The sequence below is a fragment of the Luteibacter sp. 621 genome, assembly GCF_050435445.1.
In the GTDB taxonomy this organism is placed as follows: domain Bacteria; phylum Pseudomonadota; class Gammaproteobacteria; order Xanthomonadales; family Rhodanobacteraceae; genus Luteibacter.
This window is the reverse complement of sequence record NZ_JBNDKI010000018.1, coordinates 1-18,972: the sequence shown is the minus strand read 5'-3', so window position 1 is coordinate 18,972 and position 18,972 is coordinate 1. Positions and strand designations below refer to the sequence as shown.

The following is an 18,972-nucleotide window of genomic DNA, read 5'->3' as shown; positions in this document are numbered from 1 at the left end:
TGTCCAGGCCCGTTTCAGGTCAAAGTTCGCCGCTGCGACTGTTCCGCGCCCCCTCAAGGGGACACGACAACATCTTTGGAGAACGCCCGCTCATGGCGAACTGGTCCATTGATCGCGCCAAGCTGACCTACGCGATCCCCCACTGGAGCAACGGCTACGTCGACGTAGCCGCTAGCGGCCACCTGCAGATGCGCCCGCGCGGCGACGAAGGCCCGGCGCTCGACCTGCCGGCCATCGTGGCCCAGGCCACGGCCGAAGGCCTGCGCCTGCCGCTGCTCGTCCGCTTCCCCGATATCCTGGCCGACCGCCTGCGCCGCCTGCAGGAAGCCTTCGGCAAGGCCATCGATGATGCCGAGTACGCCGGTAGCTACACCGCGATTTACCCGATCAAGGTGAACCAGCAGCGCGGCGTGGTTGGCGAGCTGGTGGCCGCCGGCGAGAAGGGCTTTGGCCTGGAAGCAGGCTCCAAGCCCGAGCTGATGGCCGTGCTGGCGTATGCCCGCCCCGGCAGCATGGTGGTGTGCAACGGCTACAAGGACCGCGAGTACGTGCGCCTGGCGCTGATCGGCCGCAAGCTCGGCCTGCGCGTGCACATCGTGATCGAAAAGCTTTCCGAGCTGGACCACGTGCTGGCCGAGGCCAAGGCTCTCGATGTGGAGCCGCTGCTCGGCGTGCGCGTACGCCTGGCCTCCATCGGCGCCGGCAAGTGGCAGAACACCGGTGGCGACAAGGGTAAGTTTGGCCTTAGCCCCGGCCAGGTGCTGGAGCTGATCGAGCGCCTGGATGCCGCCGGCCTGAAGCACACCCTGCGCCTGCAGCACTTCCACATGGGCTCGCAGATCTCCAACGTGCGCGATATCGCCGCGGGTATGCGTGAGGCCGTGCGTTACTTCATTGAACTGCACCGGCTGGGCGTGCCCATCGATGTGGTGGATGTGGGCGGTGGCCTGGGCGTGGATTACGAAGGTACCCGCTCGCGCAGCTTCAACTCGATCAACTACAGCCTGGGCCAGTACGCCGCCAGCATCGTGCAGCCGCTGGCCGAGGCCGTGGCCGAGCACGGCATGCCCGCGCCCACCATCTTCACCGAATCTGGCCGCGCCATGACCGCGCACCACGCGGTGATGGTGGTGAACGTGAGCGAGGTGGAAGAAGTGCCGCCGGGCGCCATCGGCGAGCCGCGTGCGGATGAGCCGAGCGTGCTGCGCCACTTGCGCGAGACCCACGCGGAGCTGGATGAGCGGCCGCCGCTGGAACTGTTCCACGAAGCCCAGCACCATTTCGCCGAAGGCCAGGCGCTGTACGCGCTGGGCCAGCTGGATCTGCGCGACCGTGCCACGCTGGATGACCTGTTCTACGCCATCGCCAACGCCGTGCGCCCGCGCCTGCTGCCGGCTGAGCGTGCCCACCGCCAGGCGCTGGATGACCTGGACGAGAAGCTGGTCGACAAGTACTTCGTGAATTTCTCGGTGTTCGAATCGGTGCCGGATATCTGGGCGATCGATCAGATCTTCCCGATCGTGCCGATCAACCGCCTCGATGAAGAGCCGACCCGCCGCGGCGTTATCGCCGACCTCACCTGCGATTCGGATGGCCGTATCGACCATTACGTGGATGCCGAGGGCGTGGACGTGAGCCTGCCGCTGCACCCGCTGAAGGAAGGCGAGTCGTACCGGCTGGGCATCTTCATGGTCGGTGCGTACCAGGAGACCCTGGGCGATATCCACAACCTGTTCGGCGACACGGATGCCGTGAACGTGCGCGCGACGGAGACGGGCTATGAGTTCGCCCACATCCGCCGTGGCGATACGACGGACCTGATGCTCGATTACGTGGGCTACGACGTGAAGGCGTTGCGCACCACGTACGCCGAGCGGATCAGGGCGGCCGGGATCGAGGGGGCGCTGGCCGATGAGCTGGCTGCCTCGCTCGACAAGGGCCTGACCGGCTACACCTACCTGGCGGAAACCACGCGATGACTCTGAAAGCTGCTTTCATCGGGCTGGGCGCCATGGGCGCGCCCATGGCGGGCCACCTGCACGCGAAAGGCCTGCTGGCCGCCGTAAGCAACCGTACGCAGTCGCGTGCCGATGCACTGGCGAAGGAGCTTGGCGTGCAGGCGCCGGATCTGGCCACCATCGCCGCGCAGTGCGATGTGATCGCGCTGTGCGTGAGCGCCGATGCCGATGTGATCGGCGTGGTCGAGGCGCTGGCGCCTTCGCTCAAAGCTGGCGCCATCGTGGTCGATCATTCCACCGTCTCGCCCGATACGGCCAAGCGGGCGGCACGCATCATCAGCGAGGCTGGCGGTGCGTTTCTTGATGCGCCGGTATCCGGCGGTGTGGAAGGCGCGAAGAACGGCAAGCTCTCGGTGATGGTGGGTGGCGAGGCCGATGTGCTCGCCAAAGCCCAGCCGGTGCTCGAGGCCTACGGCGTGCGCATTACCCACATGGGCCCGGTCGGCAGCGGCCAGGCCACCAAGGCGGTGAACCAGGTGCTGGTGGCCGGCATCGCCCACGCGGTGACCGAGGGCCTTGCCCTGGGCGAAGCACTCGGCCTCGATCCGGAACGTTTGATTCCCACGCTCGGCGCGGGCGCGGCGGGCAACTGGTTCCTCGAAAAGCGCGGCGCCACCATGCTGCGCAACGAGTTCTCGGTGGGCTTCAAGCTGGCCCTGCTGCACAAGGACCTGGGCATCGTGCGGGGTATTGCTTCCGATGCCGGCACCGACCGCACCATCATCGAGCAGTCGCTGGCGGATTTCGCGCAGCTGATGTCGGAAGGGTACGGGGATGACGACATCTCCGCGCTGATCCGCCTGAAGCGCAAGAGCTAAAACAAAAACCCCGCCAACCGGCGGGGTTTTTTGTAGGAGCGCGCTCCTACAGGGATATAGCTGCGCTCAGGAGCCTTCTTTGAGCGCGATGGCCTTGATGCCGGCCGATTGCAAACGCTGCTGCGTGCTCTCCAGCTCGGTGGCCGACTTGAACGGCCCCAGGCGCACGCGGTTGTAGGTCTGCGCGCCCACCTTCACCGGCTGCACGTTGGCGATGAAGCCCTGCAGGGCCAGCTTGGCCTTGAGGGCTTCGGCATCGGCCGCGCTCGGGAACGCGCCCACCTGGAGCAGATACCCGCTGCCACCGGACGACGCCGGGGCCTGGGCTTGCGCAGGTGCGGCGGTGACCGTCTGCGTGCTGGCCTTCGGCAGGTTGTTCGCCGCGGCCGCGGCCTGCTGCGTCTGCTGCTGTTGCTGGGCAGCCGCTGCCTGGGCCTGCTGGGCGGCCTGCGCCTGCTGCTGTGCCGCAGCCTGCTGTTGCTGGTTCTGCTGCGCCTCGGCCTTGGCCTGGGCGTGGATTTCCGCATCGGGGATACGCACTTCCTTCTCGGAGAGCACCGAGTAGAAGTCGTACGACGGCTTGCGCGGCTTGTTGTCCGCCTTCTCAGGCTCGGCCGTATCGGCCACGCCCGGCTCGCTGCCCTTCTGCGCGGTGGCCTGCGGGTTCGGCTCCGGGCCATCCTTCTTCATGGGCATGAAGCTGCCCTTCATGGCGAAGGCCATGAGCAGGGCGCCGGCAAGGATGCCGATCAGCGCCCAGCCCCAGCCCGGCATGCCGCCGGAGCTGTTGCGGACCGCCTGACGGCCTTTGCCCTTCTTGCGTGTTGCCATTTACATGCTCTCCGGGGCACTGATGCCCAGCAGGTCCAGACCGTTGCGGAGCACCTGCTGCGTGGCGGCCACCAGGGTAAGGCGGGCATCGCGCAGGTCGGCGTCGTCAACAATCCATTTGTGCTCGTGATAGTAACTGTGCAGCGCGCCCGCGAGTTCGCGCAGGTATTGCGCGATCAGGTGCGGTTCCAGATTGGCGCCGGCGGCTTCCACCACTTCGGGGTAACGCGACAGCTCGACCATCAGCGCCTGCTCGTGCTCGGTATCGAGCGACGGCAGCCTGGCCATGCCATTGGAACGGCTGGTGGTAAGGCCACGATCGGCCAGTTCGCGGAACACGCGGCAGGCGCGGGCGTGGGCGTACTGGATGTAATACACCGGGTTATCGTTGCTCTGCGAGCGGGCCAGGTCGATATCGAACACGAGCTGCGAATCGGCCTTGCGCGCGATGAGGAAGTAGCGGGTCGCATCGCGGCCCACTTCATCGATCAGGTCGCGCAGGGTCACGTACGAACCGGCGCGCTTGGAGATCTTCACCTCCTCGCCGCCCTTCATCACCGTGACCATCTGGTGGAGCACGTATTCCGGCCAGTTCTTCGGAATGCCGGCATCCAGCGCCTGCAGGCCAGCCTTCACGCGGGCCAGCGAGCCGTGGTGGTCGCTGCCCAGTTCGGTGATGGCGCGCTCGTAACCGCGCTGCCACTTGGTGCGGTGGTAGGCCACATCGGGCAGGAAGTACGTGTAGGTGCCGTCGGACTTGCGCATGACGCGGTCCTTGTCGTCACCGAAATCGGTGGAACGCAGCCACAGCGCGCCGCCTTCCTCGTAGGTGTGGCCATGCGCGATCAGTTCGCGCACGGTCTCATCCACCTTGCCCTCGGAGTACAGCGAGGATTCGAGGTAGTACACATCGAACGAGACACCGAAGGCCTTCAGGTCCAGGTCCTGCTCATGGCGCAGCGAGGCCACGGCGAAGCGGCGGATGTCGTCCAGGTTATCGGCATCGCCCGTGGCGGTGACGGTCTCGCCATCAGCCTCGACCGATTCCTTCGCCAGGAACGCGCGGGCCACTTCGGCGATGTAGTCGCCGCGGTAGCCGGATTCCGGCCAGCCGGCTTCATCCGGGGCAATACCCCTGGCGCGGCACTGGGTGGAGAGGGCCAGGTTGGCAATCTGCACGCCCGCGTCGTTGTAGTAGAACTCGCGGAACACCTTGTAGCCGGTGGCGTGGAGCAGGCGGCCGATGCTGTCGCCGATGGCCGCCGCGCGGCCGTGGCCGACGTGCAGGGGGCCGGTCGGGTTGGCCGATACGTACTCAACGCCCGCCGTGCGGCCACCGCCATCACGGTTGTGGCCGTAGCGATCCGTTTCCGCCAGCGCGCGCTCGATCTCGGCGTGGAACGCCGCCGGTGCCAGGAAGAAGTTGATGAAGCCCGGGCCGGCGATCTCGACCTTGCCCACCAGCGGCGAGGCCGGCAGGGCCTCGACCAGGTCGGTAGCGATATCGCGCGGCTTCCGGCCAGCGGCCTTGGCCATCATCATGGCGGCGTTGGTGGCGAAATCACCGTGCTCACGGCTGCGCGTGCGCTCGATCACGAACACCGGGGCCACGAAATCGGACGGCAGCTTGCCGGACTCCCGCATGGCGCCGATGGCCTGCAGTACGAGTTGTTTGAGCTCTTGTTTCACGGGCTTCGCGACACGGATATGGAACCGGTAATCCTAGCAGAAAGGGGCTACACGGCCCGCCCCGGCGGGGTGGGCCAGGTTCTCCACAGCCCTGTGGATAACTCTGTGGGCAATACCCGCCGCCGGCCGGATGCCACGTGCTGGCGAATGCGTGACATCACTGCGTAATAAGCTAAACCCTAACCAAACAATGGGTTAGGTTCGTGACCTGCGCTGGGACAACAGCTGTGACGGGCAACTGAAAAAAAGCGCCGATGTGCATAAGTCAGATAATGCAAGCCTGCAAGCTGCCCGGAACCGGCACGTCATGGGCCTGTCATCGGCCGCTGTCACACTTTTCTTCGTGCCCGGTGTCTCCCCGGCCCACGGCACGCACGGGTTATCGATGCCCCTCCCTCGACAGGTGACCCATGACGGCGCGAGCGGCACTCGCGCCGTCATTTTTTTTGGCGGCGGCCCTAGATCAGGCCCAGCCTGGCCATGGATACCGGCTTGCCCGCGCCGATGACGATGTGGTCCAGCAGCTTGATTTCCACGACATTCAGCGCCTCGCGCATGGCGAGGGTCATGGCCCGGTCATCGGCGCTGGGCGTGGTATCGCCCGAGGGGTGGTTGTGGGCCAGGATGACGCTGACCGCATGGTGGCGAAGGCACGCCCGCACCAGCTCGCGGGGGTAGAGCTCCGCACTGGTGACCGAGCCCTCGGCCAGGATCTCGAAGCTGATCACCCGGTGGCGCACATCAAGGAACAGGCAGCCGATCACCTCGTGTTTCATATGAAAGAGCCGGGCCTTCAGGAACGCGAAGCAATCGTCCGCACCCTCGATGAGGGGCAGCTGGGTCAGGCCTTCGCCAAGCGAGCGGCGGGCCAGCTCGATCGCGGCGATCAGCCGGGCCCGCTTGACCGGCCCGACGCCGGGCAGGTGATCCATATCGGCGGCCCCCGCCAGCAGCTTGCCCACGCCACCCGCCCTGGCCAGCAGGGTGCGCCCCATGGTGACGGCATCCACGCCGCGGCTGCCGTTGCCCAGCAGTACGGCGACCAGTTCGGCATCGGAAAGGGCATTGGGGCCTTTTTGCAGCAGGCGTTCGCGCGGGCGATCGCGCTCCGGCCAGGCGTGGATGGGGCGTGACCACGCGGAGGTATCGGGGGCGCTATCCCGGGCGGTGTGGCGTGTGTGCGGTGGGCGTGGCATCGGGCGCTTCCTGTGCATGCCCCGGCGGGCTGGCGGGGAGATCCTCACGTTACGGTTGCCCGGCCCCGCCTGACGAGGGAAGGATTCGGAAAAAGGGCCGGCCCGAACTCACGGGGTTGCGTAGGGGAAATCCGTTAAGCTAGCGCGTCCAGCCGCTAAGCCATGTTTCGCCATGACCCTCCGCCAGCGTCGCATCCTGATCGGCGTCACCGGCGGCATTGCCGCCTACAAGATTTGCGAACTCGTGCGCCGCCTGCGTGACCTTGAGGCCGAGGTGCGCATCGTGATGACCGAGGGCGCCACGCACTTCGTCACCCCCACGACGTTCCAGGCCCTTTCCGGGCAACCGGTGCGGGTGAGCCTGTGGGACGAAGCGGGCGAAGCGGCCATGGGCCACATTGAGCTGGCCAAGTGGGCCGAGCGCGTACTGATCGCCCCTGCCAGCGCCGATACCATCGCGCGACTTGCCCATGGCTTTGCGAACGACCTGCTTTCCACCGTGGTGCTGGCGACTGCCGCCCCGGTTTACGTTGCGCCGGCCATGAACCAGCAGATGTGGGCCAACCCGGCGGTCCAGGCCAACGTGGGCACGCTGCGCGTGCGTGGCGTACAGGTGCTTGGCCCCGCCGATGGCGACCAGGCCTGTGGTGATATCGGCTCGGGCCGCATGCTCGAGCCGCACGAACTGCGCGATATCCTGGTGGCCTCGTTTGGCGACCAGCCGCTGCGTGGCCGCCGCGTCGTGGTAAGCGCGGGCCCCACCTACGAAGACATTGATCCGGTGCGCTTTATCGGCAACCGGAGTTCCGGCCGCATGGGCTTTGCGGTGGCCGAGGCGGCACGCGATGCCGGCGCCGAGGTGACCCTGGTCGCAGGCCCTGTCGCGCTGGCCACGCCCCCGGGTGTGCGCCGGGTGGATGTACGCAGCGCCCGGCAGATGCACCAGGCGGTGCTTGCCGCGGCCGAGGGTGCCGACATGTATATCGGCGCGGCCGCCGTGGGCGATTACCGCCCCGCCGATGCCGCCGAGCACAAGCTGAAGAAGGCCGGCGGTGAGCCACTCCGCCTTGAGCTGGCAGAAAACCCCGACATCATCGGCGCGCTGGCGGCACTCCCGGTTCATCCCTTCCTGGTGGGCTTCGCCGCGGAAACACGCGACGTGGCCGACTATGCCCGCGACAAGCTGGCCCGGAAGGGGCTGGATATGATCGCTGCCAATGAAGTGGGCGCGGGGCGTGGGTTCGAGGTGGCCGATAACGCGCTCCACCTGTTCTGGGCCGATGGTGATGCCGTGCTGGCGCGGGCGCCGAAGACCGACCTGGCTCGCCAGCTCATGGCCCACGTGGCTGCCCGATTCCTCGCCAAAGACGGAAACCGCTCTTGATCGATATTGAACTGAAGGTCCTTGATCCCCGCCTGGGCGATAGCATCCCGCTGCCGGAACCGGCGACGGACGGAAGCGCTGGCATGGACCTGCGCGCCGCCGTGGAGGCGCCTGTGACCCTGGAGCCCGGTGAGAGCGTGCTCGTGCCGACCGGCATGGCCATCCACATTGGCGACCCGGGCTGGTGTGCCCTGATTGTGCCGCGCTCGGGCCTGGGGCATAAGCAGGGCCTGGTGATGGGCAACCTGGTGGGCGTGATCGATGCCGACTACCAGGGGCCGCTGATGATTTCGGCATGGAATCGCGGAACTGCCGAATTCACCATCGCGCCGGGGGACCGGATTGCGCAATTATTGCTGGTGCCGGTCGGCCGGGCGCGCTTGCGGGTCGTCGACGGCTTTGCACCTTCGCATCGGGGCGAGGGCGGGTTTGGTTCCACCGGCGTCAACTAATACTCCGGAAGGGTAAGGGGCAACATGGCTCGGATAGCGAGAGGGGTGGGGCGGGGGCCTCGCGTCGATGCGCGGCAGCTGCTCACATTGGTGGGGGCCACCGTGCTGATCGTGGCTGGCGCTTTCTGCGCCTGGCAGGCATGGCTGATCGCTGACGAAGAAAATGCGGCCGCCGAAGTGCGCGCATCGCAGGCGGAAGCCGTGCGCGCGCTTTCCAGCGACTACGCCACGTTGCGCAAGCAGTTCCAGGGGGCCGTGAACGACCCCGCGGTGCTGGCGGGGATCGATGACCACGCCGCTGCCGCCGCCCGGCTGCGCACCCTGTTGCCTACCGCGCAGGCCGTCGAGATTTTCACCCCCGGCCTGGATGAGGTCGTTCGCGCCAACTACCGTGAATTCGGCTATGCGAAGGCGGCCCAGCTGATGGCTGCCCTGGGCTCACCCGAGCCGCCCCCGGCAAGTACCCAGTTCAGCGGCGGTAAGCGCCAGCTGAGCGTGGTCGAACCGATCCAGGCCGGCGGCACGCTGCGTGCCTGGGCGTGGCTGGAATATCCGTTTGATGGCATTGCCACGCGCTTTGAGAGCGTATCGCCACACGGTGGCCGGTTGGAGCTGCGCCAGGGCGATGGCCCGGATAGCCTCAACCTGATCGCCAAGGGCAGCCGGAGCGGGGACACCGAGCCCAACGGGCAGCGCATCACCGGCACGGCGCTGTTTGTATTCGCGGCGATGCCGCGGGCCTTCATCGTCATTCCGCATTCCGAAGTGCTGGCCGCGTTGCTGGCGCTTATCGGCCTTGGCGGGGGCGCCTTCCTGCTCTGGTCGCGAAGCCGCCCCGCACCGGTGGCAGCGCCCGAGCCAGTCGAAGAAGACGTGCTCGTCGCCGATGTGCAACGAAAGCCGCGCCTGCCGCCTGCACCGGGCGACGCCGGTAGCGCACCGCTGGCGCCCGCGCGCGCGGCGGCCCCACGCACGCCGGTGGCTGCCCCTGCGGCAGTGGATCCGGCCATTTTCCGTGCGTACGACATCCGTGGCGTCGCCGGCGGCACGCTGACCGCCGATGCCGCACGCCAGATCGGGCAGGCGATCGGCGCGGTTATGCAGGAGCGTGACCTGCGCGAGATCGTGGTTGGCCGCGACGGCCGGTTGTCGGGGCCTGAGCTCGCTGGCGCGCTGGCCGATGGCCTGCGCGAGGCGGGCATTGATGTGATCGACCTGGGCGTCGTCCCCAGCCCGCTGGTGTACTTCGCCTGTTTCCAGCTGGGTACCGGCTGTGGCGTGGCGGTAACGGGCAGCCACAACCCGGCCGAGCACAACGGCTTCAAGATCGTGGTGGGCGGTGAAACGCTGGCTGAGGACGCCATTGCCGATCTTTACCGCCGTATCGCCGCGGGTGGCCTGCCCACCGGCGGCCATGGCAGCTGGCGCGAGCAGTCGGTGGTTGATGCCTACGTGAACCGGGTGGCCGACGATGTATCCACCCAGCGCCGGATGAAGATCGTGGTCGATGCCGGCAACGGCGCGGCGGGCGTGGTGGCCCCTCGCGTGCTCGAAGAAATTGGCTGCGAGGTGGTGCCGCTGTATTGCGATGTGGATGGCCGTTTCCCGAACCACCATCCGGATCCGTCCGACCCGCACAACCTGGCCGACCTGATCGCCGCTGTGCATACGATAGGCGCCGACCTCGGTATCGCGTTCGATGGCGATGGCGACAGGCTGGGCGTGGTGACGCCGGGCGGGGAGATCATCTACCCCGATCGCCTGCTGATGCTTTATGCACAGGATGTGCTGGCGCGTAACCCGGGCGCGACGGTGATCTACGACGTGAAGTGCACGGGGCACCTGCGCAAGGTGATACAGGAGGCGGCAGGCGTGCCCCTGATGTGGCGCACCGGGCATTCGCTGATCAAGGCCAAGATGCGCGACACCGGCGCGGCGCTGGCTGGCGAAATGAGCGGCCACTTCTTCTTTGCCGACAATAACCGCTGGTACGGGTTCGACGATGGCGTTTACGCCGCGGCGCGCCTCATGGAAATCCTCGCGGCCGATCTCGAGGACCGCACGCCGACCGAGATCTTCGAAGGCTTGCCCAAGAGTGTCTCGACGCCGGAAATTCGCCTGCCCATGCCCGAAGGCGCGCCGGCACGGTTCATGGAGGCTTTCCGGGCGAAAGCCGCGTTTGAGGAAGCACGTATCAGCACGCTGGATGGCGTGCGTGCGGATTGGCCGGATGGCTGGGGCCTGGTCCGCGCCTCCAATACATCGCCCGCGCTGGTGTTCCGCTTTGATGCGGATAGCGCGAAGGTGCTGGAGCGGGTGAAGCAGGCGTTCCGGCTGCAGCTTCACGCGGTGGACGCGAAGCTGCCGTTGCCGTTCTGAGCGAACGGCGGCCTTAGCCGCCGTTCGGGTTTGCCGCCCTCAGCTGGCGGTAATGCTGCACATCGGCGGCCATGCTGGCCTTGGCGGCCGTTTCGGCGGCCTGCTGGCGCTGCAACGTGGCACGCAGGCCCGCCACCGTGTTGCGCTGCTCGCCGATGCGGGTGGTGAGATACGGGGGCACGGGCTGCTTGGCGCGTTCCAGGTCACCGGCACGGTTCAGCAGATCGGCCAGGGTCTTTTCCTGGCCCTGCAGGTTTAGCTGGGTGGTGTTCACCGCCTGGTGGAAGTTATCCACCTGCGATTGCCGGGACGCCGTGAACGCCTGTTCCGTCGGATAGGCGTTCAGCATCTGCATGTCATCGCGCTGGCGCTGATCGGCCGCGGCCTTTGCGGCGGCCTGCTCGTCGGCAATTTTCTTTGCCGCTGCGCGTTCATCGGCGGTCAGCTGGCGATTGACGTGCTGTACCACCACGCCTTGCGCATTGACTATGTCGTAGCCCGCTTTCATGGCATCGGCGGTGAGGCTATCGCTGAAGTTCGACTGGCCGGACGCATCCTTCCAGCGATAGCGGTAGCCGTTGTTGTTCCTGTCGTTTTGGGCGCCTATGGCGGATGTGGCCATGACCAGCACCGTTCCCGCAAGGATGTAACGCACTGCTCGCATTGATGTCCCCTCCTGTCACCGGAGTATAGCCAGCCGTGCGCCCGGTTCGGCGCACGGTCGGCAACACAGGTGCGTTCCGGCGTGACGCGGTCGTGGGTTTTGTCAGCCCTTCACGCCGTACTGCGCGCGGTAGGCGAGCAGCCGTTCATGTTCGCTGGCCAGCTCCGGGCGCTCGCCGGCGTAGGTGAGCACATCGGCCAGGCTGGCGATGGCGATGACCGGGATACCAAAGTGCGAGGCGACTTCCTGGGCGGCGGAAAGCTCACCCTGGCCGCGCTCCTGGCGGTCGAGCGCAATGAGCACGCCGGCGGGTTCGGCGCCCTGGGCGCGGATGAGCTCCAGCGATTCACGAACGGCCGTGCCGGCGGTCATCACGTCATCGACGATGAGTACGCGGCCTTTCAACGGGGCACCGACGAGCATGCCGCCCTCGCCGTGGTCCTTGGCTTCCTTGCGGTTGTACGCCCAGGGTACGTCGCGGTCCTGGGTATCGGCCAGCGCGATGGCCGTTGCCGCCGCCAGTGCGATGCCCTTGTAGGCCGGGCCGAACAGCATGTCGAACGCGACCCCGGAGCGCACGGCGGCTGCCGCGTACGATCGGCCCAGCCGGGCTAGCGCGGCGCCCGAATCGATCCGGCCCATGTTGAAGAAGTACGGGCTGGTGCGGCCCGACTTCAGGGTGAATTCGCCAAAGCGGAGGACGTCGCGGGCGAGCGTGAGCTCGATGAATTCGCGCTGGTAATCGTGCACGGCGGGTATCCCGGTAGAAGCAAAGGCCGCCATGGTACCGCGCGGCGCCCGGGCTCGCCTCGGTTGCTATCATGGGCCCATCGCTCATTGACCAGAGATCCCATGCGCATCATTTCCCTGAACGCCAATGGCATCCGTTCCGCCGCCACCAAGGGCGTGTTCGAATGGTTGCGCCAGCAGGACGCCGACGTGGTCTGCCTGCAGGAAACCAAGGCGCAGGAAGCGCAGCTGACCGATCCGATGTTTCGCCCCGACGGGCACCACTGCTTCTACCACGATGCACGCAGCAAGAAGGGTTACAGCGGCGTAGCCATCTACTCCAAACGCGAGCCCGACGAAATCCGTACGTCGCTGGGTCGCGAGGATTTCGATTGCGAGGGCCGTTACATCGAGGCGCGCTACGGCAACCTCAGCGTCGTGTCGTTTTACATCCCCTCCGGCTCGTCGGGCGATGAGCGGCAGCAGTACAAGTTCCGGATCATGGAATGGCTCACGCCCATCTTCCGCGAGTGGGCGGCCAGCGGCCGCGATTACGTGCTGTGCGGCGACTGGAACATCGTGCACACGAAGGACGACATCAAGAACTGGACCTCCAACCAGAAAAACTCCGGCTGCCTGCCCGCGGAGCGCGCGTGGCTCGACCTGCTGTTCAAGGAGATCGGCTGGGTGGATAGCTTCCGCGCGCTGAAGCCGGATGCCGTGGAATACACCTGGTGGAGCAACCGCGGCCAGGCCCGGGCGAACAACGTGGGTTGGCGTATCGATTACCAGATCGTCACCCCGGGCCTGCGCGATCGCCTGCGCGGCTGCTCGATCTACCGGGATGAGCGCTTCTCCGACCATGCGCCGTTCACCGTGGACTACGCGGAGTGACCGAAACGCAGGGCAGGGCCCGCTATAAGGGCTGGCGCGGCCTGTTCGCCGCGTTCGCGCAGCCAGGCGCGGTGGTCATGCTGTTCCTCGGGCTGGCATCGGGCCTTCCGTTCCTGCTGGTCGGCAACACGCTTTCGGCGTGGCTGAAGGAATCGGGGGTGGATTACGGCGCCATTGGCGTCGCCAGCTTCGTCACCTTCGCCTACAACTTCAAGTTCGTGTGGGCGCCGGCGGTGGATAAGGTGCGCCTGCCGCTGTTCTGCCGGCTGGGCCAGCGCCGCGGCTGGCTGATGTTCGCGCTGCTGTTGCTGGCCGTGGGCCTGTTCGGCATGGCGATGATGCCACCGGCGGAATCGCTGCAGCGCTTCCTGGGCATGACCTTGCTGGCCGCCTTCGCGGGGGCCACGGTCGATATCGTCGTGGATGCGTACCGTGTCGAGATCGCGCCCCCGGAAGCGCAGGGGGCGTTGGCCGCCACGTACACGCTCGGCTACCGGCTTGGCCTGATCGCGGGCGGCGCGGGCATTCTTATCGTGGCCGATGCGCTCGGCTGGCAGAAGGGCTACATGGCCATCTGCGCGTTGCTGCTTATTCCCGTCGCCACGGTACTGGTCGCGCGAGAGCCGGAACACCGCGTGCGCGAGCGGGTGCCGTTTGCCGTGGCCGTACAGGAAGGCTTCATCGGGCCTTTTCGCGATTTCTTTGCGCGCTACGGCGTGGGCCTGGCCCTGGGGCTGCTGTTGTTCGTGGCGCTGTTCCGCCTGCCCGACCAGATGCTCGGGGTGATGGCTTACCCCTTTTATCTCGACGCGGGCTTCAGCAAAACGCAGATCGCCGAGGTGTCAAAGGTCTACGGCGTGATCGTCGGCATCCTCGGTGCGTTGCTCGGTGGCTGGGCGGTCACCCGGTTCGACATGCGCCGCCTGCTGGTGATCTCCGCGATCGGCGTGGCGCTGTCCAACATGCTTTATCTGTTGATGGCCCAGAACCCGGGGCAGACCTGGGCGTTCGTTGCCACGCTCTCGGGCGATAACTTCGCCCAGGGCTTTGCAGGCCCCGTGCTGGTCGCCTTCATGTCGGGGCTGGTCAACCGCCGCTTCACCGCCACGCAGTACGCGCTGCTAAGCGCGCTGGCCAACTTGCCGGGCAAGTTGCTGGGTGGGTTCTCCGGCTTCCTGGTAAAGGATTCGGGCTATACCGCCCTGTTCGTGGTGAGCACCGCGTCGATCGTGCCCACCCTTATCGTCCTGGCCATCCTGTGGCGCGGCTTGCCTGCGCCGGCGGCCATAGAGGAATAGCTCGACTGGTGTATATGCGCGACCCCCGGGATTCTGTGTAAGATCCGCGGCACAGGGGGCATGCGCGAAGGAGGTTACGCACGTGCCGGATATCGTGGTGCGACACATCGACGAGCAAATGGCCGAGCGGATCAAACAGCTCGCCCGGGAAAGGCGCTGGTCGATCAACGAAGTGATACTGCACGCGTTGCGGTACGGGCTCGGTTTGAGCGCGGGCGACGTGTTCAGCGAGCTATTGCTCGAACCAGGCGATATCGCACACCTGACAGGTGCGTGGGATGCCGACGAGCAGGCCGCGTTCCAGGAAGCGCTTGCGGCGCTATCGCAGGCCTCGCCCGCGACGTTGTCGGAGGCCGCAAAAGCTTACGAGCGAGGCGCCGCTGCGGAACCGTTGTAGCGGTTCCGCTCAGGGTGCGGCGTACAGCGCACCGAGCAGACGTGGGCCGCGCGCCCCCGTGACCGCCGGCAAGTTGCCCGGCTCGCCACGCAGGCGGCGGAACGCAAGCCATGCGAAGCCCATGGCTTCCATCTGGTCCGGATCGATGCCGAACGCGCTGCTCACGTGCAGCGTGCGGCCTTCGAGGCGGCCTTCGATCGCATGCATCAGCACGGCGTTGTGCACGCCACCCCCGCACGCGACCACATCGGTCGCATCGCCTGCGTACTGGCGGATGGCATCTCCGATGGAAATAGCGCTGAGCGCCATCAGGGTGGCCTGGACATCCTCCGGCGACACCTCGGCGACGCGTGGGTGGGCATCCAGCCACGCCAGGTGGAAATGTTCGCGGCCGGTGCTCTTCGGCGGCGGCAACACAAAGTACGGGTCGTCCAGCAGCTCGGCCAGCAGGTCCGGGTCGATCGTACCCGTGGCAGCGAACAGGCCATCGCGATCAAACGCCTCACCGCGGTGGCGCAGGCACCACGCATCCATCAGGCCGTTGGCCGGGCCCGTGTCGAAACCCGTGACGTGCCCGTCGGGCGTTAGCCGCGTGACGTTGGCGATGCCACCCAGGTTCAGCACCACGCGCGCGCCCTTGTCAGGCCGCAGCACCGTGGCATGGAACGCGGGCACCAGTGGCGCGCCCTGGCCGCCGGCCGCGACATCCGCGCGGCGGAAATCGGCGATCGTATCGATGCGCGTGCGCTCGGCGATCACCGAGGGATCGCCGATCTGCAGGGTAAAGGGGTATTCGCCATCGGGGCGGTGGCGAATCGTCTGGCCGTGCGAGCCAATGGCGCGCACGTCGGCCGCCTTCACGCCTGCCTTGGCCAGTACGGCGTGCGCGGCATCTGCGAAGCTCCGTGCTACCGCCACATCCAGGTGGCCGTAACCATCCAGGTCCAGGCGTTCTTCATCCTGCGCGACGGCAAGGATCCGCTGGCGCAGCGGTTCATCCCACGCATGCGTAAGCCCCGCGACGAGCGCGGGGCGGGTATCGGTAAAGCGGACCAGTGCGGCATCGATGCCATCCGCACTGGTTCCCGAGATCAGGCCGAGGTAAAGGCCATCCGAGGCATGCGCCACGGCTTAGTCATCACCCGCGGTGTTGCCGGATTTCGCGCTGGCCAGCTTGTAGTTGCTATCGAGCTGGTTAAGGCGGGCAAGCTGCGGGGCGACCACTTCCTTCTTGAACTTCGCCAGCTGTGCGGCCGGCAGCGGCTCGGGCTTCGGCAGGGTGACCGTCTGCGGGTCGCGCTGCACGTTGTTGACGCGGAATTCGTAATGCAGGTGCGGGCCTGTGGCGAGGCCGGTCATGCCGACAAAGCCGATAGTGGTGCCCTGGCTCACGTGCTGGCCGACGCGCAGGTTGGCGAAGCGCGACATGTGGCCGTACGCGGTGCTGATCGTGCCGTTGTGCTGGATTACCACGAAGTTGCCGTAGCCATTCATCCAGCCGCGGAACTTCACCACGCCATCGCCGGCGGCGTGGATGGGCGTGCCGGTGGGTGCGGCGTAATCGACGCCCTTGTGCGCGCGCATTTTGCCCAGGATGGGGTGCATGCGGCCGGCGCTGAACTGCGAGGAGATGCGGGTGAAATCGACCGGAATGCGCAGGAACGAGCCCACGAGCGGGCGGCCTTCTTCGCTGAAGTAGCTCACCTTGCCGTCGGCATTCTTATAGCGGTACGCGGTGTAACGCTTGCCCTGGTTCACGAACTCGGCGGCGACGATGTCGCCTTCGCGCAGGTAAGCGCCATCGCTGTACACGTCGTCATAGATGACGGTAAAGCTGTCGCCAACGCGCAGGTCCTGCACGAAATCGATGTCGTACTTGAACGCTTCGGCCAGCTTCAGCACCATCGCGTTGCTCATGCCGGCCTTCGAGGCGGCGCCGAACAGCGAGCTATCGATGATGCCGTGGGCGATGTGCTCACGGCGCTGTACATCGCGGACCTGCGTGGTGAGCTTCGCTGCATCGCCATCGAGGCGCAGCGTGGCGATGGTGGCTTCATCCTGGTCGAAGCGCACGCCCTTGAGCACGTGGTCGGCGCCGATCAGGAACTGGAACTCCTGGCCGGGCTTGATCTGGTGGAACACCTTGGTGCCGCCCGCGCCGTCAATGACGTGCTGCAGGTCGGTCATGTTCAGGCCTTGCGCAAGGAAGATGTCGGCAAGGGTCTGGCCGGCTTCCACCTGCACCGTCTGCCATTCTTCCGCGGGGACGAGCGGCTTGATGGCGGTGGGGTCCATCTTCGGCACGGCCAGTGCAACCACGTTATGCACGACGGGCGCGGACACGACGCTGCCGGTGGCGGTGATCTTGGGCGATTTCATGGCGCCGGCCCATGCGGGGATGACCAGCGCGGAAAGAATGACGAGCAGGAACGCGGTACCGGCGAGGATCCAGCGCTCGCGCGACCAGCTCAGTGGCTCGGCCGACGCATTGCGACTGAAGGACCAGTGGGCGGCACGATTGTCATAGAAGTGGGAATGGCGACGCTGCGCCTTGCGGCGGATCGCCTGTTTGCGCGCGCTATGTTGCGCGCTTCGAATCTCATCACCCATTGTCTTTCTTGTATCCGCTCGCCCCGTGTTGTCGCGTACCATAACGGCCTCGTGCAAAAGACGTCAACGCCTTTCACATCAAGGCTTTGCATCGCATGTCGCGGTTAACGCACAATTAACCGCTACACGTCCTTCACATACATTTGTGAAGCACGCGAAACCCATACATACGTACGTAAACAAGAGAGCAAGCATGAACGACCTGCAGCAGTCGCTGGCGCTGATCGCGCGCGGAGCCGACGAGATCATCAAGAAGGAAGACCTCGAGGCACGCCTTAAGACAGGGCGTCCGCTGCGTATCAAGGCGGGCTTCGACCCGACCGCGCCCGACCTGCACATCGGCCACACCGTGCTGCTCAACAAGATGCGCCAGTTCCAGGACCTGGGGCACCAGGTCATTTTCCTGATCGGTGACTTCACCGGGATGATCGGCGACCCCACGGGCAAGAACGTGACCCGCAAGCCGCTCACCCGCGAGGATGTGCTGGCCAACGCCCAGACCTACGCCGAGCAGGTCTATAAGGTGCTGGACAAGGACAAGACCGAGCTGCGCTTCAATTCCGAGTGGTTCGGCAAGATGGGGGCGGCCGACATGATCCGCCTGGCCGCCCAGCACACCGTGGCGCGCATGCTCGAGCGCGATGATTTCGCCAAGCGTTATAAGGGTGAGCAGCCCATTGCCATCCACGAGTTCCTGTATCCCCTGGTGCAGGGCTATGACTCGGTGGCCCTGGAGGCCGATGTCGAGCTGGGCGGTACCGACCAGAAATTCAACCTGTTGATGGGCCGCGCCCTGCAGGAGCACCACGGCCAGGCGCCCCAGATCGTGCTGACCATGCCGCTGCTCGAGGGGCTGGATGGCGTCAACAAGATGTCCAAGTCCCTGGGCAACTACATAGGTATCAACGAACCGGCCATCGATATCGTCACCAAGACGATGAAGATTGGCGATGAGCTGACCTGGCGCTGGTTCGAGCTGCTCAGCTTTGATGTATCGCTGGATGAGCTGGCCGCCATGAAGGCCGATGTGGCCTCCGGGGCCATGAACCCGCGCGATGCGAAGCTGCGCCTGGCGCGCGAGCTGGCCACCCGCTTCCATGATGCGGCTGCCGCGGAGCAGGCGATCGCCGGCTGGCATGCCGTGGTCACGGGGCAGGGTGATACCAGCCTGTTGCCGCTGGAGCAGATTCCCGCCCCGGCCGAAGGCTTCCGCCTAGCCGCTCTTCTTACGGCTGCGGGCGTCACGCCGAGCAATTCAGAGGCGAACCGTAAGCTCAAGGAGCGCGCCGTACGTATTGATGGCGAGGTCGTGGAGGATGGTTCGCGCGTCTTCACGGCCGGTTTCGAGGGCGTACTCCAGGTCGGCAAGCGAAACTTCGCCCGTATCCGCCTGATTTAACGGCGGTTTCAAAAATATTTCACAAAAGGGGTTGCGGCCCCTTCGAAAACCCGTATTATTCGCCTCCCCGCTGACACGGAACGCGCTTCGCGAACGGTGTCCAAGGTCTTCGGATCTAGCAACCACCTCGAAAAAATGTTTCACGAGGGTGTTGACAGAAACGAAAAACGATCTAGAATGGGCGGCTCACTCAGGACGAAATGTCTTGAAGCGG

The 18,972-nt window shown here is 66.0% G+C and carries 16 protein-coding genes; 9 read left to right on the top strand and 7 right to left on the bottom strand.

Annotated elements, in window-relative coordinates:
• Positions 1–92 precede the first annotated feature (92 nt).
• Together speA and ABIE56_RS17135 are read left to right on the top strand one after the other, a co-directional pair.
• The gene (gene speA / locus ABIE56_RS17140) at positions 93–1,979 is read left to right on the top strand and encodes an arginine decarboxylase (RefSeq protein WP_429245006.1); all 1,887 of its coding nucleotides are present in this window, start codon (positions 93–95) and stop codon (positions 1,977–1,979) included.
• The gene (locus tag ABIE56_RS17135; RefSeq protein WP_429245005.1) at positions 1,976–2,836 is read left to right on the top strand and encodes an NAD(P)-dependent oxidoreductase; all 861 of its coding nucleotides are present in this window, start codon (positions 1,976–1,978) and stop codon (positions 2,834–2,836) included. The genes speA and ABIE56_RS17135 overlap by 4 nt, the downstream gene beginning before the upstream one ends.
• A gap of 66 nt (positions 2,837–2,902) precedes the next feature.
• Here ABIE56_RS17135 and ABIE56_RS17130 read toward each other — a convergent pair whose 3' ends face one another.
• From ABIE56_RS17130 to radC, 3 genes are all read right to left on the bottom strand, one after another.
• Complete coding sequence (locus ABIE56_RS17130) at positions 2,903–3,667, bottom strand: SPOR domain-containing protein (protein ID WP_429245004.1); 765 nt, start codon at positions 3,665–3,667, stop codon at positions 2,903–2,905.
• Positions 3,668–5,356 (bottom strand): arginine--tRNA ligase, encoded by a 1,689-nt coding sequence (argS, locus tag ABIE56_RS17125; protein ID WP_429245003.1) that lies wholly within the window; start codon positions 5,354–5,356, stop codon positions 3,668–3,670.
• Positions 5,357–5,814: 458 nt separating this feature from the next.
• The gene (gene radC / locus ABIE56_RS17120; RefSeq protein ID WP_429245002.1) at positions 5,815–6,552 is read right to left on the bottom strand and encodes a RadC family protein; all 738 of its coding nucleotides are present in this window, start codon (positions 6,550–6,552) and stop codon (positions 5,815–5,817) included.
• Positions 6,553–6,724: 172 nt separating this feature from the next.
• Between radC and coaBC the strand changes: the two genes are divergently transcribed.
• Genes coaBC through ABIE56_RS17105 form a run of 3 tightly spaced genes read left to right on the top strand, consistent with a single transcriptional unit; the run spans position 6,725 to position 10,767 of the window.
• Positions 6,725–7,936: a bifunctional phosphopantothenoylcysteine decarboxylase/phosphopantothenate--cysteine ligase CoaBC gene (gene coaBC, locus ABIE56_RS17115; RefSeq protein WP_429245001.1), complete on the top strand. Its 1,212-nt coding sequence runs from the start codon at positions 6,725–6,727 to the stop codon at positions 7,934–7,936.
• Positions 7,933–8,388, top strand: a complete 456-nt coding sequence (gene dut / locus ABIE56_RS17110; RefSeq protein WP_429245000.1) for a dUTP diphosphatase — start codon at positions 7,933–7,935, stop codon at positions 8,386–8,388. Before coaBC ends, dut begins: the two co-directional genes overlap by 4 nt.
• A gap of 24 nt (positions 8,389–8,412) precedes the next feature.
• A complete protein-coding gene (locus ABIE56_RS17105) occupies positions 8,413–10,767 on the top strand; it encodes a phosphomannomutase/phosphoglucomutase (protein ID WP_429244999.1) in 2,355 nt (784 codons plus the stop codon).
• Between the two features lie 13 nt (positions 10,768–10,780).
• Here the strand turns inward: ABIE56_RS17105 and ABIE56_RS17100 are convergent, their stop codons facing one another.
• Together ABIE56_RS17100 and pyrE are read right to left on the bottom strand one after the other, a co-directional pair.
• Positions 10,781–11,431 carry a DUF4124 domain-containing protein gene (locus ABIE56_RS17100; protein ID WP_429244998.1) on the bottom strand — a complete coding sequence of 217 codons (651 nt, stop codon included), beginning with the start codon at positions 11,429–11,431 and terminating at the stop codon, positions 10,781–10,783.
• 102 nt (positions 11,432–11,533) lie between these two features.
• Complete coding sequence (gene pyrE / locus ABIE56_RS17095) at positions 11,534–12,181, bottom strand: orotate phosphoribosyltransferase (RefSeq protein WP_429244997.1); 648 nt, start codon at positions 12,179–12,181, stop codon at positions 11,534–11,536.
• 102 nt (positions 12,182–12,283) lie between these two features.
• Between pyrE and ABIE56_RS17090 the strand changes: the two genes are divergently transcribed.
• From ABIE56_RS17090 to ABIE56_RS17080, 3 genes are all read left to right on the top strand, one after another.
• A complete protein-coding gene (locus tag ABIE56_RS17090; RefSeq protein WP_429244996.1) occupies positions 12,284–13,054 on the top strand; it encodes an exodeoxyribonuclease III in 771 nt (256 codons plus the stop codon).
• Positions 13,051–14,352, top strand: a complete 1,302-nt coding sequence (locus ABIE56_RS17085; RefSeq protein ID WP_429244995.1) for an AmpG family muropeptide MFS transporter — start codon at positions 13,051–13,053, stop codon at positions 14,350–14,352. The genes ABIE56_RS17090 and ABIE56_RS17085 overlap by 4 nt, the downstream gene beginning before the upstream one ends.
• Positions 14,353–14,434: 82 nt before the next feature.
• Complete coding sequence (locus ABIE56_RS17080; RefSeq protein WP_429244994.1) at positions 14,435–14,749, top strand: hypothetical protein; 315 nt, start codon at positions 14,435–14,437, stop codon at positions 14,747–14,749.
• A gap of 9 nt (positions 14,750–14,758) precedes the next feature.
• Here the strand turns inward: ABIE56_RS17080 and ABIE56_RS17075 are convergent, their stop codons facing one another.
• Together ABIE56_RS17075 and ABIE56_RS17070 are read right to left on the bottom strand one after the other, a co-directional pair.
• A complete protein-coding gene (locus tag ABIE56_RS17075) occupies positions 14,759–15,877 on the bottom strand; it encodes an anhydro-N-acetylmuramic acid kinase (protein ID WP_429244993.1) in 1,119 nt (372 codons plus the stop codon).
• Positions 15,878–15,880: 3 nt separating this feature from the next.
• The gene (locus tag ABIE56_RS17070) at positions 15,881–17,359 is read right to left on the bottom strand and encodes an OapA family protein (RefSeq protein WP_429244992.1); all 1,479 of its coding nucleotides are present in this window, start codon (positions 17,357–17,359) and stop codon (positions 15,881–15,883) included.
• A gap of 193 nt (positions 17,360–17,552) precedes the next feature.
• Between ABIE56_RS17070 and tyrS the strand changes: the two genes are divergently transcribed.
• Positions 17,553–18,758, top strand: a complete 1,206-nt coding sequence (gene tyrS, locus ABIE56_RS17065) for a tyrosine--tRNA ligase (protein ID WP_429244991.1) — start codon at positions 17,553–17,555, stop codon at positions 18,756–18,758.
• Positions 18,759–18,972 lie beyond the last annotated feature (214 nt).

Excerpts from the sequence above, each read along its gene's own strand:
- speA (WP_429245006.1), top strand. The coding sequence starts at position 93 with ATGGCGAACTGGTCCATTGATCGCGCCAAGCTGACCTACGCGATCCCC.
- ABIE56_RS17135 (WP_429245005.1), top strand. The coding sequence starts at position 1,976 with ATGACTCTGAAAGCTGCTTTCATCGGGCTGGGCGCCATGGGCGCGCCC.
- ABIE56_RS17130 (WP_429245004.1), bottom strand. The coding sequence starts at position 3,667 with ATGGCAACACGCAAGAAGGGCAAAGGCCGTCAGGCGGTCCGCAACAGC.
- radC (WP_429245002.1), bottom strand. The coding sequence starts at position 6,552 with ATGCCACGCCCACCGCACACACGCCACACCGCCCGGGATAGCGCCCCC.
- coaBC (WP_429245001.1), top strand. The coding sequence starts at position 6,725 with ATGACCCTCCGCCAGCGTCGCATCCTGATCGGCGTCACCGGCGGCATT.
- ABIE56_RS17105 (WP_429244999.1), top strand. The coding sequence starts at position 8,413 with ATGGCTCGGATAGCGAGAGGGGTGGGGCGGGGGCCTCGCGTCGATGCG.
- ABIE56_RS17100 (WP_429244998.1), bottom strand. The coding sequence starts at position 11,431 with ATGCGAGCAGTGCGTTACATCCTTGCGGGAACGGTGCTGGTCATGGCC.
- ABIE56_RS17090 (WP_429244996.1), top strand. The coding sequence starts at position 12,284 with ATGCGCATCATTTCCCTGAACGCCAATGGCATCCGTTCCGCCGCCACC.
- ABIE56_RS17070 (WP_429244992.1), bottom strand. The coding sequence starts at position 17,359 with ATGGGTGATGAGATTCGAAGCGCGCAACATAGCGCGCGCAAACAGGCG.
- tyrS (WP_429244991.1), top strand. The coding sequence starts at position 17,553 with ATGAACGACCTGCAGCAGTCGCTGGCGCTGATCGCGCGCGGAGCCGAC.